Here is a 14,947-nt window from a genome sequence, read left to right as displayed (position 1 = left end):
TCGGGCGGTTGTTCCGGATACAGCGGTTGTTCCGGATATAGAGGACATTCCGGTTGTTCCGACCGAACCGGTCGTCGACTTGCGTGAGCAGGGAAGCGGGTCGTGGCCGCTGCTACTGTCGCATCCGGACCAACAAGGATCGACCACAACGGGGAGTAGCTCGATGGAGCAGGCATCTGCCGGCGACGTGACGAACGAGAAGACTGTCGACGCGCTGGGGGACGCCCTCGTCGAACCCGTCCGCCGCGACCGGCTGATCGTCCAACGAGGGTTGTTCGGATCGCTGTCGGAGCGGGTCCCCGAGAAGATGTACGTCGTCACGAAGGGCGATGCCGCCGCCGATCGTCACGGACTGCAACTCGCCGCGGGCGCGAAGGCGGGCACCAACACGTACTTCGGCCGGTTTCCGGCGAGCTTCTGGCAGCGCTGGACCGACGTGAAGACGGTGAGCCTGCAGCTCACCTACGCGTCCTCGGGGAGCGCTTCGTTCGCGGTGTGGGCGTCCGACGCCCGGGGCCGCGAGCGCATCGTCACCGTCGAGAAGGTGTCGGGTTCCGGCGATCTCGACCTCGAGCTTCCCATCGAACGATTCGTCGACGGAGGTGCGATGTGGTTCGTGGCCGAGGCCACGAACGGTTCGCTGCTGGTGTCCGATGTGCGGTGGACGGTCGCGGCGCCCGAGCATCTGCGCCCGGCCGCGGTGGTGATCTGCACGTTCAACCGCGCCGACGACTGCACCGTCACCGTCGGCACCCTCGCATCCGACGACGATGCGATGGCCGACATCGACGCGGTGTGCATCGTCGACCAGGGCACCGACCAGGTGCGGTCGCGCGCGGCGTTCGCGGAGGTCGAGGAGAAGCTCGGCGGCAAACTGAAGTACCTCACCCAACCCAACCTCGGTGGTGCCGGCGGGTTCTCGCGCGGCATGTACGAGATCACGGGCTCGCCGAACTCGGCGCACGCGAACGTCATCGTGATGGACGACGACATCCTGTGCGAACCCGAGTCGGTGCTGCGGATGAACGCGTTCGCGAACATGACGGTGCAGCCCACGATCGTCGGCGCGCAGATGCTGTCGCTGAGCAACCCGCAGATCCTGCACGTGAGTGCCGAACGCGAAGTGCTCGACGAGATCACCGCCGGTGCACTCACCCCGGGCGCGCGGATGGGCATCGACCTGGTCAAGAAGAAGCAGGACGCGCGTTTCGACGCGGGCTGGAACGGCTGGTGGACGTGCCTGCTGCCCGCCGAGATCATCGCCGACTGCGGGCTTCCGATCCCGTTGTTCTTCCAGTGGGACGACATCGAGTACGGCATCCGCGCCCGGTTCGCGGGTCACCCGACGGTCACGCTGCCGAACGCCGGTGTGTGGCATGCCGATTTCCATCTGAAGGACTACGACGACTGGTCGCGTTACTTCAGTATCCGAAACGGTCTGATCGTTTCGTCGATCTACGGTCGGTTCGACGGCACGGACATGGCGAAGTATCTGTTCCGCAAGATCGGCGAGCTGATCGTGTCGATGCAGTACGGGCTGGCGGCGACGTTCATCAAGGCTGCGGAGGACTTCCTGGCCGGGCCCGACGTCCTGTACGACGGCGGGCAGGCGGTGCTGAGGGAACTGCGGGAGTTGCGTGACCGCTACCCGGAGACGAAGCCGAAGCCGGCCGTGGACGTGGGCAACGAGTCCGACCCGCACACCCAGATGTCGGTGTGGCAGTTCGAGCCGGACGAGTCGCGCGAGGGGTTGGTGTTGCTCAAGCGCGCGGTGCAGCAGTTCACCGGTCGGGTCCAGGGGCGCCCGGTGACGGTGCCGGCGCATTTCGCGAGCTGGTGGCACGTGTCGCTGTTCGACAACGCGGTCGTCACCGATGCCTCCCAGAACGCGGTGCGGGTGCGTCGTCGCGACAAGGACACCGCCGTCGACCTCGCGAAGCATGCGGCACGAGTGTGCTGGCAGCTGCGCAAGGAGGCTCCCCACATGAAGCGGGTGTGGCAGGACGCGATGCCGAAACTCACGAGCCGTGAGAACTGGGCGCGTCTGTACGGAATCGACGGGTAACCGGTGCTCGGCCGGTCGTTGCCTCTGCTGGTCGGGGTGGCGACCGTGCTGGTGGGGGCAGCCTTCTCGTGGGTTCCGTCGCTGTGGTGGGACGAGGCCGCGACGATCTCGGCGGCGAACCGTCCGCTGGACGGATTCGTGGCGTTGCATGCGCAGCGCGACGCGGTGCACGCCCTGCACAATCTGCTGTTGCACGGGTGGTTCTCACTGGTCGGGATCGACGAGTTCACGGCCCGTATCCCGGGTGCCGTCGCGCTGGGGGTCGGTGCCGCTGCCGTCACCGCCACCGGCAGGATCCTGGCGGGTCCGCGCGTCGCGGTCGCGGCGGGTGTGCTGTTCGCATTGACGCCGAGGGTGACGTGGGCGGCGACCGAGGCGCGTTCGTATGCGTTCGCGATCGCCGGGGCCGCGGTGTTGTCGTGGCTGGTGGCCGCGGCGATCACTTCCGGTCACGCGCGCTGGTGGGTGTTGTACGCACCGATGGTGACGCTCGCGACCGTCACCTTCGTGTACACGGCGACGTTGGTGGTGGCACACGCGGTGACGGTGCTGGCGGTGCGTCGCGACCGACTGCGGTTCCTCGTGTCGGCTGCGGTCGGATCGGTGGCGGCGGCACCGTTCGTGTTTCTCGTGTGGTCGCAGAAGAAACAGGTGTCGTGGATTCCGCCGTTGGACGGCACGGTGGTGCGCACGGTGCTGTTGGACCAGTGGTTCCCGCAGGCACCGTGGGCGGCGGCGATGTGCGCGGTGATCGTCGTGGTCGGGTCCGTGTGCGTCGTCGCGTCGGGGGTGGGCGCGCGGGAGCGGATCCTGCCGTGGCTGGCCGTGCCCGGTGTCGTGGTGCCGATGGCGTTGCTGCTCGCGGTGTCGGTCGTGTCGGAGAACATCTATCTGGACCGCTACGTGGCGTTCACGGTGCCGTCGATGGCATTGTCGGCGGGGTGGATGCTCGCGCGGATCACGGCGCGGGGGTGGGTGGTCGCGGTGGGTCTGGCGGCGGTCGCGGTGGCGGTGGCGCCCGCTTACGTGGCGCAACGTCAACCGTTCGGGAAGCCTGGGGGATCCGACTACACGGCGGTCGCGGACCGTCTGCTCGAGGTGTCGCGACCGGGGGACTGCCTGGCGTTCGAACCGACCGTGTCGTGGCAGCCGACGTCCCCCCGTTCGGTCGCGGATGCCCGCCCCGACCTCGCCGAGCGGCTCGACGACGTCGGGCTCGGGCGCAGTGCCGCGGAGCGCGACAACCTGTGGTCGAGCGACGCCCCGCCCGATGTCCTCGCGGAACGCGCCGCGGACCGGTGCGACGTGGTGTGGGTGGTCGCGGACCGTGACCGGGACACGGCGTGGCGATTGTGGCATCCGAACAACGTGTGGTGGCGGTTCGAGCCGTACCGGTTCGCCGGTACCGACACGTATCGGGCGCTCACCGGCGTGGGGTTCGTCGTCGTCGACGCGGAGCCGGTGCACCACCTGCAGATCGTGCGTCTCGAGCGGGCGGGGCCGGGGGAGGACGCCGTCGAACGGACGGGTGTGCCGACGGGCTGACCGGCAGGTGGGGTCGGTGGTGTCCGGTGGGCGGTCACTGTTCGGTGAGGAGATCGGCGAGCGTGCGCAGGCCACGTTCGGTGGCGTCGGCGTCGGCGTGGCTGAAGTTGAGGCGGAGGGTGCCGAGGCGGGGCTCGCCCGCGTAGAACTCCTCGCCGGGCATGAACGCGACGTTCCGGGTGATCGCCTCGGGGAGCAGCGTGCGGGTGTCGACGGGCCGGTCGAGTCGCAGCCAGAAGAAGAGTCCGCCGTCGGGGGGGCTCCAGGTGGCGTGGCCGTCGAAGTGGCGGTGGAGGGCGGCGTCGAAGGTGTCGCGGCGTCGCCGGTAGAACGCGGCGAGGTCGGTGAGGCGGCCCGGCCACGTGCCGGCGGTGATCGCGTCGAGCACGATCTTCTGTGACAGCGACGAACTGTGCAGGTCGACGGCCTGCTTGAGCATCACCAGTCGGGGGAACAGGTCGTCGGAGGCGGCGAGGAAGCCGAGTCGCAGCCCGGGTGCGAACGTCTTGGAGAACGAGCCCTGGTAGATCCAGGAGCCGCCCCGCATCCGCGCGGCGATCGGGGTGCGGTCGCACGGACCGTAGGCCAGTTCCCGGTAGGGGTCGTCCTCGAACAGGGTGACGCCGCCGTCGGTGCAGGCGCGGGCCAGGGCGTCGCGTTCGGCGGTGGTCGCGCAGCGGCCGGTGGGGTTCGCGAAGGTGGGGACGACGTAGGTCAGGGGCGCGGCGGGTGTGTCGGTCCAATCGAGGTCGGTGAATGCGGCCCCGTGGAAGCGGAAGGTCTGGAGGGCGGCGAGGTAGGTGGGGTTCTCGACGGCGACGGGGGTGCCCGGGTCGACGAACAGTTTCGCGACGAGGTCGATCCCCTGCTGGCTGCCGGAGAGGATCAGCACCCGTTCCGGGGGCGCGTCGATGCCGAGTCCGCGGAGGTTCTCGGACACGACGGCCCGCAGCGCCGGGTCGCCTTCGCTGGGTCCGTACTGCAGGGTGGTGGGGTCGAGGTCGACTCTCGGGTGCGGGAGGGTGTCGGTGGCGGGGAGACCTCCGGCGAACGAGACCATGCCGGGCCGGTCGACGACACCGAGGATCTCGCGGATCGGTGACGGTCGTAGCGCTGCGACGCGGTGGGAGAACATGATGCCGTCCTTCGGTAGGTCAATGAAGTTGACATACCCTAGGGCGTGAACGAACAGAAGGTCAATGTGTTTGACCCAAATCGTGAGACGGAGCTGCGGCGCGCGATCGAGGACTTCTACTTCGGCTACCGCACCTTCACGGCGCTACCCGACCGGCTGCTCGCCGAACGCGGACTCGGTCGCACCCACCACCGCGTCCTCCACTTCGTTCGCCGCGACGACGGGATCTCCGTCGGCGCGCTGCTCGACGTCCTCGGCGTGACCAAGCAGGCCCTGCACCGGCCCGTCCGCGACCTGGTGGACCAGGGTCTGCTCACGGTCACGACCGACCCGGACGACCGTAGGGTCCGACGACTGGCCGTCACCGACGCGGGCCGCGAACTCGAGTCCGAACTCGTCGACACCCAGATGAACCTGCTCGACGACGTGTTCCGCCGGGCCGGTAACGGAGCGGAACGGTCCTGGCGGACGATCATGGAGTTGTTACGCGACACCCCGCCCGTGTCGGGTGGGGCCGACACTCACACCCAGTAGGCGACCCGGGAGCGGTAGTTGCGCATCACGCACAGCGCGAGGATCCAGCCGAGCACCGTGATCGCCAGCACGATCACCCAGTGGTACAGCTGCTGGTCGCCGCCGAGCAGCGGAGTGCGCACGATATCGAGGAAGTGGTACAGCGGATTGATCTCCGCGATCCGGGCACGACCCTCGTTGCCGGTGCCCTCGAGGGTCTTCTCCGTCCAGATGATCGGCGTCATGAAGAACAGGAGCTGGACGATGCTGCCGAGCAGCGGCGCGATGTCGCGGTAGCGGGTCGAGAGGATGCCGAACACGAGGGCCACCCACACGGCGTTGATCGCGATCAGAGCGAGCGCCGGGATCGCGGCGAGCGCCGTCCAGTGCAGCGGCTGGGGGAAGACGATGAGGATGCCGATGTAGATGACGATGTTGTGGGCGAACAGGATCATCTGCCGCCACACGAGTCGGTACACGTGCACACTCAGCGGCGTGGGCAACTGTTTGATCAGGCCCTCGTTCGACATGAACACGTCGGCGCCCTCGAGGATCGCGCCGCTGATCAGGTTCCAGATGATGAAGCCGAGCGCCACGTACGGAAGGAACTCGGGCACGTCGAGGTTGAACAACGTGCCGTAGAGCACGCCCATCGCGATCGCCGACACACCCGTCGCGATCGTGATCCAGAACGGGCCGAGCACCGACCGGCGGTACCGCTGCTTGATGTCCTGCCACCCGAGGTGCAGCCAGAGTTCGCGGTGGGAGAAACCGTCGCGGAGATCCTCGAACGCGCGACGGAAACTGCGCGACGACGATTCGATCGGTGCATTCTCGACGGTGAGGGCATCAGACACGAGTCCCGAGCCTACCCGCGCGTGTTTCTCCGTCCGTGCGGTGGCGACCCGGACGGCGTGTGAGCTCAGGAGCGGTGCACGGCGGCGGCGGCGATGTTGGACGCGAGCACGCCGAGACTGATTCCGGCTCCCTCCCACCGTTCACGATGCCGCGTCGGCAGCAGCTTCGTCGCGGCGAGGGTGACGGCGACCGGCAGCAGCGGCATGACCAGCGGTGCCGACCATCGCGGATATCGGGTGCGCCCCAGCGCAGCCAGCATCGAGACCTCCACCGACACGCCGGTCAGGGCGGCGCCGAACACGGCGTAGGGGATCTCGACGGACCGTTCGATCTCTGCGGCCTGCCCGAGTGCCGCTGCCCGCTGGGGAGTACCGGGGTCGGCGGCTTCGGCGGTGTGGAAGGCGGCACCCCACGGGTAGAAGGCGCCGTGGATGTACGACGCCATCGCCCACGCGCCCGCGTAGGTGCCCGCGATGCGCGCGGCCCGGGCGGTGCCGGTCGGTCGGAGCGCATCGTAGAGCTGCCATGCCGACGCGATGTGCAGCGGTGACGACAGCACGCCCCACAGCCCGCCGGCGCGCATCCGCGTCGTGGGTGATCCGAGGAAGGTTTCCGCGGCGTCGTGCAGATCGGTCTCCTCGCGGAGCAGCCGATGCTCCGCGGGGCGACCCCGTCGGCCCAGCAGGAGAAGGTCACCGACGGTGAAGCACGCCGATGCCACTGCACCGGCCGCTGCGCTCCGTCGTGCCCATGTCGTCGTCGATCGTCGCACACCCATGGCCGACAGCTTAGGTTTGCCTTCCCTTTCTGTGGGGAGGTGAGGGTGCGTGTCGGTGGCAGGGATCAGTCCACGGGGTCGCGCGAGATCGGGCACGTCATGCAGTGCCCGCCTCCCCGACCGCGACCCAGCTCGGCACCGCTGATCGTGATCACCTCCACCCCCGCCTTGCGCAGCGCGGCGTTGGTCTGGGTGTTGCGGTCGTACGTGAACACCACACCCGGTTCCAGGGCGACGGCATTGTTACCCGAATCCCACTGCTGGCGCTCCGACGCATACGCGTCCCCGGCCGTCTCGACGACCCGCAGCCGCGGCAGATCCAGGGCGGCGGCGACCACATCGACGAACGCGGTGCCCGCCTCGTCGGTGATCTCGACACCCGGAGCCGCGTCGGACGGACGCAACGTGAACGGGTGGATACCGTCGACGATGTTCGGGTGCACGGTGACCAGATCACGGTCCGCGAATGTGAACACCGTGTCGAGGTGCATCGCCGCGCGGAGCTTCGGCATGCCCGCGACCACGACGCGGTCGGCGGCGCCCTGGTCGAACAGCGCCTTCGCGAACTGGGTGATCGCCTGCCTCGACGTGCGTTCGCTCATTCCGACCAGCACCGACCGGTTACCGATCGGCATCACGTCGCCGCCCTCGAGGAAGGCCTGACCCCAATCCTGCTCCGGGTCGCCCCACCACACGGTGGAGCCGGCGAAATCGGGGTGGAAGGTGTACACGGCCTTCATGAGCAGCGTCTCGTCGTGACGGGCCGGCCAGTACAGCGGGTTGAGCGTCAGACCGCCGTAGATCCAGCACGTCGTGTCGCGGGTGTAGAGGGTGTTGGGGAGCGGCGGTAGGAGATACTCGGGTAGCCCCACCGACTCGCGTGCGAGGGACACGTAGCCGGTGCGGAAGTCGTCGGGCAGGTCGGCGGTGGACAGACCACCGATGAGGAACCGCGACAGCTCGCGGGGCGTGAGGGTGTCGAGGTAGTTGCGGGTGGGCTCGACCATCCCGAGACCCACCCGATTCGGGACCACCTTGCGATCGAGCAGCCAGGTGCGGGCCTCGCCGATCGCCATCGTCTCGGCGAGCAGTGCATGCAGTTCGACGACCTCCACACCGCGGTTGGTGAGCTTGTTGACGAAATCGAGGTGGTCGCGCTGCGCGGCCTCGACCCACAGCACGTCGTCGAACAGCAACTCGTCCGAATTGGTCGGTGTGAGTCGTTCGTGTGCCAGCCCCGGGGCGCACACGAGAACCTTGCGCAATCGCCCGACCTCGGAGTGGACACCGTGTGTGCGCTGAGCGGGGGTCGTCATCGTGGACTCTTTCCTTTCGGTGGGCGATACGGGTCGTGCGCCTTTCCGGTAGCCCGGACTACCGGAAAGGCGCACGGGTCAGAGGGTGATCCAGCCGGCGGTGAGGCCGACGACGCCGGCGACCGCCCCCGCCACCACGACCGCGAACAGGAGCGCCTCGCGCGGCGTGAACACCGCGCGGCCCTGTTCGCGCCGGGTGAGGACGAACAGGACGGTGGCGACGGCGTAGAAGATGAACGACAGCAGCAGGAACGATGCTCCCGCCGCGTACAGCAGGAACGCGGTGTAGATCGTCGCGAGGACCGCGACCACCAGGTCGCCTCGGAGGGTGCGTGCGCTCGCGTCGCCGTAGGTCTCCCGCGTGGCACGCAGTTTCACCGCGTACAGCGCCGCGAGCAGGAACGGAATGAGCGTGAGCGAGGCGGTCAGGTCGAGCGCGAAGTCGAACGCGTCCTCCGACAGCAGCGTGATGATCAGGACCGTCTGCGACAGGGATGTGCTCAGCAGCAGGGCGTTCACGGGTACGTCGTCGGCGGTGGATCGCGACAGGAACTTCGGCATGTCGCGGTCCTTCGCGGCCACGAACAGGACCTCCGCGGCCATGAGGCTCCACGCGAGGTACGCGCCGAGGACGCTGACGATCAGGCCGATGCTCACGAAGGTGCTGCCCCAGGGGCCGACGGCCTCCTCGAGTACCCCGGCCATGGACGGTTGCCGGAGTTCGGCGATCTCACCCATCGGCATGATCCCGTACGACACGATCGTCACCGACGCGAAGATCGCGAACACGGACAGGAATCCCAGGACGGTGGCGCGGCCGACGTCCTCGCGACGTTTCGCGTGCCGCGAGTACACGCTGGCCCCCTCGACACCGAGGAACACGAACACCGTCACGAGCATGGTGGAGCTGATCTGGTCGAACAGCGAGCCCGCATAGTCGGCGCCGCCGAAGTTGTCGGCGAACACGGCGGGGTCGAGCACGAACAGGCACAGCAGGACGAACACGATGATCGGCACGACCTTGGCGATCGTGACGATCCGGTTGATCGCGGTCGCTTCCTTGATACCCCGCCGGATCAGGAAGAAGAACAACCACATGCCCACCGAGCCGACGGCCAAGGCCAGGACGGTGTCGCCGGCGCCGAACGCCGGGATCCACGCGCCGAGTGTCGACGTGATCAGCACCCAGTACGTCACGTTGCCCACGCACGCGCTGGCCCAGTAGCCCGCCGCGGAGAAGAACCCGACGAATTCGCCGAATCCCGCCTTGGCGTAGGCATACACGCCGGCATCGAGGTCGGGCCGTCGCACGGCGAGTCGTTGGAACACGAACGCCAGCATCAACATGCCGGTGCCCGCGACGACCCACGCGATGATCGCGCCGGCGACACCGGTCTCCTGCCCGAACCTCCGCGGCAGGGAGAACACACCGGCGCCGACCATCGATCCGACCACCATCGCGGTCAGTGTGAGCACCGAGACCTTCGCGGTGCGTGCCACCCCTGCCGTCTGCTCCGCGTTGTCCGTCACACCGCCGAGATTTTCACATCGCCGTCGTGCTCGGCAGGGTTTCGACGGAGACGGCCGAGTCGGGTGACGACTCTCACGACGGGGACACCCGTCCGCGGAAGGACCGCAGCCGCAAGCTGTTCCCCACCACGAACACACTGGAGAACGCCATAGCGGCGCCGGCGAGCATCGGATTGAGCAGTCCCAGCGCCGCGAGCGGAATCGCCGCGACGTTGTACGCGAACGCCCAGAACAGGTTCACCTTGATCGTGCCGAGTGTGCGCCGCGACAATCGGATCGCGTCGGCGGCGCTACGGAGATCACCGCTGACGAGGGTGATGTCGGCGGCCTCGATGGCGACATCGGTGCCGGTGCCCATCGCGAGGCCGAGGTCGGCGCGGGCGAGCGCGGGCGCGTCGTTGACGCCGTCACCGACCATCGCGACGACCGCCCCTTCGTCCTGCAGTCGGGCGATCACGTCGACCTTGTCCGAGGGCAGTACCTCGGCGTGCACCCGTTCGATGCCGACCTCGCGGGCGATCTCCTCCGCCACCGCACGGTTGTCGCCGGTGAGCAGCACCGGTGTCAGACCCAGTTCGCGGAACTGCGCGACGGCGTCGGTGCTGGTCGGTTTCACGGTGTCGGCGACGACGAGCACACCGCGGGCCGCGCCGTCCCAGCCCACCGCGACCGCCGTCTTGCCTTCGCGTTCGGCGCGGGCCTTGGCATCGGCGACGTCCGCGGGCAGGGTCAGCGACCAGTCGGCGAGCAGCGAATCGCGGCCCACGACGACGGCGTGCCCGTCGACGACTCCCTGTACGCCCTTGCCCTCGACGTTGGTGAACTCCTCGGGTGCGGGCAGGGTGCCCACCTCGTCGGCGGCGGATTGTGCGATGGCCTGGGCGATCGGATGTTCGGAGGCGTGTTCGAGTGCACCGGCGATGCGCAGCAACTCGGCACGTTCGGTGTCGTCGGCGACGACGACGTCGACGAGCGTCATCTTCCCGGTGGTGACGGTGCCCGTCTTGTCGAGCACGATCGTGTCGACCTTGCGGGTCGATTCGAGGACCTCGGGGCCCTTGATGAGCACGCCCATCTGCGCGCCGCGGCCGGTCCCGACGAGCAGCGCGGTGGGGGTGGCGAGGCCCAGCGCACACGGGCAGGCGATGATCAGCACTGCGACGGCCGCGGTGAACGCCGCGGCGACGGGGAAGCCCGCGCCCAGCCACGCGCCGAGCGTGACGACGGCGATCGCGATGACGACGGGTACGAACACCCCGGCGACACGGTCGGCGAGGCGCTGTACGTCGGCCTTGCCGGACTGGGCATCCTCGACGAGCTGCGCCATGCGCGCCAGCTGGGTGTCGCTGCCGACGCGGGTGGCACGCACGACGAGTCGACCGCCGGCGTTGACGGTCGCGCCGGTCACGGTGTCGCCTTCGCCGACCTCCACGGGAACGGACTCGCCGGTGAGCATCGACGCATCGACCGCCGACGATCCGGATGTCACGGTTCCGTCGGTGGCGATCTTCTCTCCGGGGCGCACGACGAACTCGTCGCCGACGGTGAGTTCCCCGATGGGAATGCGGGTTTCGGCACCGTCGCGCAGCACGGCAACGTCCTTGGCGCCGAGTTCGAGCAAGGCGCGCAGTGCGGCTCCGGCGCGGCGCTTGGACCGTTTCTCGAAGTAGCGGCCGAGCAGGACGAACGTGGTGACGCCCGCGGCGACCTCGAGATAGATGTTGGCGGCGCCGTCCGACGGTGCGACGGTCAGTTCGAAGGCGTGTTTCATGCCGGGTTCGCCGGCGGTGCCGAGGAACAGGGCGTACAGCGACCAGAGGAACGCCGACAGGGTGCCGATGGAGATCAGCGTGTCCATCGTCGCGGCGCCGTGCCGCAGGTTGGTCCACGCCGCCTTGTGGAAAGGCCATGCGGCCCAGACGATCACCGGAGAAGACAGTGCCAGGGCCGCCCACTGCCAGTAGTCGAACTGCAGGATCGGGAACATCGAGACGGCGATCACCGGAACCGACAGCACCGCCGCGCCGATCAGGCGGGTGCGGAGGGCATCGAGTTCCCGATCGGCGGGTTCCTCGTCGGCCGACGTGTCGTCGGCAGGGGGTGACGGGAGGGTCGCGGTGTAGCCGGTGTTCTCGACGACCTCGACGAGTCGTTGCGGGTCGTATCCGGCGGGGACCGTGACCTTCGCCTTCTCGGTGGCGTAGTTGACGCTCGCGTCGACGCCGTCGAGTCGGTTGAGCTTCTTCTCGATTCGCGCCGCGCACGAGGCGCACGTCATCCCACCGATCTCGAGTTCGATTCCGGTGGTGCGGGTGTCGGGCCCGGCGGGGGTGACTGACATCGGAAGGTCCTTTGCGGAGGGTTCGGAGGTGGTGTCGGTCTAGGGGTGGGGGTGCTCGTCGGCGCCGTCGGTCGCGTCCACCGCGAACGCGGCGGTGTGCACCTGCCCGTCGACCTGGAAGTCCAGGTACAGCAGGTAGCGGCCGGGGGTGGGTGCCTGCACCGCGAACGAGACCGTGGGCCCGGAGGTCCCGCCGACCGCGACGTCTCCGCCGTGCGGGTGGGAGTGCAGGTAGGCGAGGTCGCCTTCGCGGAGTGCGACGAGATGACCGAATGCACCCAGGTACGGTTCGAGGGTGGTCACCGGTTCGCCGTCGTGGGTGACGGTGAAGTCGAGTGTGCCGGTGGTGTCGGTGCGGAGGTGGCCGCCGAGGGTGACGGTGAATCCGTCTACGGTCGAGACGCTCGTCGGCGCGGGAGCCTCCGGGGTGACGGGGCCGGCGACCTCGACCGTGCGGCTGAGCGTCGTCCGTGTTGCGCCGGCGGGGGTGAAGTCGGTGTAGACGCGGTAGGTGCCGGCAGCGGCCCATTCGACGGGGACGGTCCAGGTGCCGGTGTCGTCCCGGGCGGGGTGCAGGTGGCGGAAGTGCGTGCCGTCGGAGCGGACGACGATCAGGTGGAGTTCCTTCTCGTGTTCCACGTCGTAGTCGGTGACGGGGCTGCCGTGGACGTCGAGGATCCGGAATGTCAGGTCGCCGGGGGCGTCGGGTTCCCGCGGCGCGGTGACGGTGTCGAGCAGGTAGCCGCCGTCGGCGAGCGCGAGTCCGGTGACGTCGCTGTCGGGTCCGTACCCGTCCGCGTGGCCGGATGCGGTGGATTCGGCCCACCGCGTCGCGACGTCGTCGGGCGCGACGGCGCTCGCGATGCCGAAGGCCGCGGCGAACAGGGCCACGAGCCCCGCCCCGTACAGGCCGAGTCGAACGGGGGTGTTCATCGGTCTCCCTTCGTCTCATACCCCTGGAGGGTATCCGTGTCCACGGTATACCCCTAGGGGGTATGAACGTCAAGGGTGTCGGCATGTGCGAACGGAAACACCGCCACCCCGTGGAGCACGGGGCGGCGGTGCGGTGGAGCAGGCGACGCGGTCAGGCGTCCACGTACAGTTTCGCGATCTCCTCCGTGTACTTGGCGTCGATCGGCTTGCGCTTCAGCTTCATGGTCGGGGTCAACTCGTCGCCGGACGGCTCCCACACCGTGGTCAGCACCGTGAACTTCTTGACCTGCTCCACTCGGGACAGTTTCGTGTTCGCGGTCTCCACCGCCCTACCGACGAATTCGAGGACGACGGGGTGCTGCGCGAGTTCGGCGTGGCTACCGGCGAGCCCGCGTTCCTGCGCGAACACCGCGAGCCCGTCGGCATCCAGCGCCAGCAACGCCACCACGAAGGGGCGGTCGTTGCCGATCGCGACGGCGCCCCCGAGCATCGGGCACGCCGCCCGCAGGACACCCTCGATGTTCGCGGGCGACATGTTCTTACCGGCCGCGTTGACGATGATCTCCTTCTTGCGGTCGACGAGGCGCACGTAACCGTCGGCGTCGATCTCGGCGATGTCGCCGGTGTGCAGCCAACCGTCGGCGTCGATCGCCTCCGCGGTCTTCGCCGGGTCGTTGCGATAGCCGTGCATGACCAGCGGCCCCCTGACCAGCAGCTCGCCGTCGTCGGCCGTCGTGATCTCCACACCGGGCACCGCCTGCCCGACCGTGCCGATGCGGATGGCGTCGGGTCGGTTCATCGTGACCACACACGACGTCTCCGACATGCCCCACACCTCGGAACACGGGATGCCCAGGCCGAGCACGAACTCGAGCACCTCGGGGGAGATGGCGGCGGCCCCGGTGACGGCGGCACGCACCTCGTCGAGACCGAGCTTCTTCCGGATGGCGGACAGCACGAGCCGGTCGGCGAGGCCGTGCTGCAACTCCAGCAGCTTGGGGACGGGCCTGCCGTCGGACTGCAGTCGCGCCCGTGTCCGCCCGACATCGATCGCCCACAACGCGAGCTTCTTCTTCACCGGGCTCGGCTCGTCGGCGAGCGTCTTGTCGATCGCGGCCTTGAGCTTGTACCAGACCTGCGGGACCGCGCCGAACAGCGTGGGACGCACGGTCGGAAGCACCGCGATCGCCTGCTTGAGATCGTCGAGGGTGGTGATCTGCATGCCGGTGTAGATGCTCGAATAGTGCGATCCCCAGCGGTTCGCGATGTGCGCGTCGGGCAGGTACGACACGATCCGGTCGTCCGGCCCGGTCGGCAGGAACACGGTGGTGGAGGCGAGCTCGGCGAGCAGGTTCGCGTGGGTCAGCTCGACCCCCTTGGGCGGACCGGTGGTCCCGGACGTGTAGATCAAGGTCAGCAGGTCCTCCGGCTGCACCGCCGTCCATGCCGCGGCGAAATCGAAGTCCGGGTCGGCCGCAGCCTCGAGATCGTCGAGGGACAGCGTGCCCTCCGGTCGGGCATCGATGCACACCAGGTGTTCGACACCGGTGTCGCCGAGCGCGTCACGCAGTACCGGCACGAACTGCTCCTCGCAGATCATCACCTTGTTTCCGGCATTGCCGAGAACGTACGAGATCTGCTCCGAGGTGAGCGAATTGTAGATCGAGAACGGAGTGGCACCGAGGTGGAACGCGGCGGTGTCGAGCAGATGGAACTCGGGGCGATTCGTGAGCATGAGCCCCACGGTGTCGCCGCGCCGGACCCCGAGTCCGGCGAGTCCGGCGGCGAGCTTCTCGACGCGCTCGGCGTACCGGCGCCACGTGTAGCGGACGGAATCGTCCGGTGTGCGCAGGGCGACGCGGTCGGGGTGGGCCGCGGCGGTGGTCTGGAACGCTTCGCAGAGGGTGGACGGCGGTGTGTCGCGAGGTGTCAT

11 protein-coding genes are annotated in these 14,947 nt (G+C 68.6%); 3 read left to right on the top strand and 8 right to left on the bottom strand.

The window, feature by feature from the left end; genetic code table 11:
* The first annotated feature begins 163 nt into the window (after positions 1 to 163).
* Complete coding sequence (locus LDQ05_RS01460; protein WP_226435120.1) at positions 164 to 2,065, top strand: glycosyltransferase; 1,902 nt, start codon at positions 164 to 166, stop codon at positions 2,063 to 2,065.
* A 36-nt stretch (positions 2,066 to 2,101) separates the two neighbouring features.
* Complete coding sequence (locus LDQ05_RS01455) at positions 2,102 to 3,610, top strand: glycosyltransferase family 39 protein (RefSeq protein ID WP_226435119.1); 1,509 nt, start codon at positions 2,102 to 2,104, stop codon at positions 3,608 to 3,610.
* 34 nt (positions 3,611 to 3,644) lie between these two features.
* Here LDQ05_RS01455 and LDQ05_RS01450 read toward each other — a convergent pair whose 3' ends face one another.
* Entirely contained in the window at positions 3,645 to 4,745 is a 1,101-nt protein-coding gene (locus tag LDQ05_RS01450) for an aminotransferase-like domain-containing protein (RefSeq protein ID WP_226435118.1), read from the bottom strand.
* Positions 4,746 to 4,790: 45 nt separating this feature from the next.
* Between LDQ05_RS01450 and LDQ05_RS01445 the strand changes: the two genes are divergently transcribed.
* Positions 4,791 to 5,279 carry a MarR family winged helix-turn-helix transcriptional regulator gene (locus LDQ05_RS01445; protein WP_226435117.1) on the top strand — a complete coding sequence of 163 codons (489 nt, stop codon included), beginning with the start codon at positions 4,791 to 4,793 and terminating at the stop codon, positions 5,277 to 5,279.
* Here LDQ05_RS01445 and wzm read toward each other — a convergent pair.
* The 7 genes from wzm to LDQ05_RS01410 form a co-directional block, all read right to left on the bottom strand.
* Entirely contained in the window at positions 5,267 to 6,115 is an 849-nt protein-coding gene (wzm, locus tag LDQ05_RS01440; protein ID WP_226435116.1) for a galactan export ABC transporter permease subunit Wzm/RfbD, read from the bottom strand. The two genes, LDQ05_RS01445 and wzm, sit on opposite strands and share 13 nt — an antisense overlap.
* 65 nt (positions 6,116 to 6,180) lie before the next feature.
* A complete protein-coding gene (locus tag LDQ05_RS01435) occupies positions 6,181 to 6,894 on the bottom strand; it encodes a DUF6796 family protein (protein ID WP_226435115.1) in 714 nt (237 codons plus the stop codon).
* Positions 6,895 to 6,959: 65 nt separating this feature from the next.
* The gene (locus tag LDQ05_RS01430) at positions 6,960 to 8,210 is read right to left on the bottom strand and encodes an arginine deiminase (RefSeq protein ID WP_226435114.1); all 1,251 of its coding nucleotides are present in this window, start codon (positions 8,208 to 8,210) and stop codon (positions 6,960 to 6,962) included.
* A gap of 78 nt (positions 8,211 to 8,288) precedes the next feature.
* A complete protein-coding gene (locus LDQ05_RS01425) occupies positions 8,289 to 9,740 on the bottom strand; it encodes a basic amino acid/polyamine antiporter (RefSeq protein WP_226435113.1) in 1,452 nt (483 codons plus the stop codon).
* A gap of 73 nt (positions 9,741 to 9,813) precedes the next feature.
* On the bottom strand, positions 9,814 to 12,081 hold the full coding sequence (locus tag LDQ05_RS01420) for a heavy metal translocating P-type ATPase (protein WP_226435112.1): 2,268 nt from the start codon (positions 12,079 to 12,081) through the stop codon (positions 9,814 to 9,816).
* Positions 12,082 to 12,120: 39 nt separating this feature from the next.
* Complete coding sequence (locus LDQ05_RS01415; protein ID WP_226435111.1) at positions 12,121 to 13,014, bottom strand: DUF8832 domain-containing protein; 894 nt, start codon at positions 13,012 to 13,014, stop codon at positions 12,121 to 12,123.
* 151 nt (positions 13,015 to 13,165) lie between these two features.
* Positions 13,166 to 14,947 carry an AMP-dependent synthetase/ligase gene (locus LDQ05_RS01410; protein WP_226435110.1) on the bottom strand — a complete coding sequence of 594 codons (1,782 nt, stop codon included), beginning with the start codon at positions 14,945 to 14,947 and terminating at the stop codon, positions 13,166 to 13,168.

The sequence above is a fragment of the Rhodococcus yananensis genome (assembly GCF_020515525.1).
GTDB lineage: Bacteria > Actinomycetota > Actinomycetes > Mycobacteriales > Mycobacteriaceae > Rhodococcus > Rhodococcus yananensis.
This window is presented reverse-complemented; position numbering and strand designations above follow the sequence as displayed.

What these genes read in the sequence shown, in the direction of transcription:
- LDQ05_RS01460 (WP_226435120.1), top strand. Translation starts at nt 164, where the DNA reads ATGGAGCAGGCATCTGCCGGCGACGTGACGAACGAGAAGACTGTCGAC.
- LDQ05_RS01450 (WP_226435118.1), bottom strand. Translation starts at nt 4,745, where the DNA reads ATGTTCTCCCACCGCGTCGCAGCGCTACGACCGTCACCGATCCGCGAG.
- LDQ05_RS01435 (WP_226435115.1), bottom strand. Translation starts at nt 6,894, where the DNA reads ATGGGTGTGCGACGATCGACGACGACATGGGCACGACGGAGCGCAGCG.
- LDQ05_RS01430 (WP_226435114.1), bottom strand. Translation starts at nt 8,210, where the DNA reads ATGACGACCCCCGCTCAGCGCACACACGGTGTCCACTCCGAGGTCGGG.
- LDQ05_RS01420 (WP_226435112.1), bottom strand. Translation starts at nt 12,081, where the DNA reads ATGTCAGTCACCCCCGCCGGGCCCGACACCCGCACCACCGGAATCGAA.
- LDQ05_RS01415 (WP_226435111.1), bottom strand. Translation starts at nt 13,014, where the DNA reads ATGAACACCCCCGTTCGACTCGGCCTGTACGGGGCGGGGCTCGTGGCC.
- LDQ05_RS01410 (WP_226435110.1), bottom strand. Translation starts at nt 14,947, where the DNA reads ATGACACCTCGCGACACACCGCCGTCCACCCTCTGCGAAGCGTTCCAG.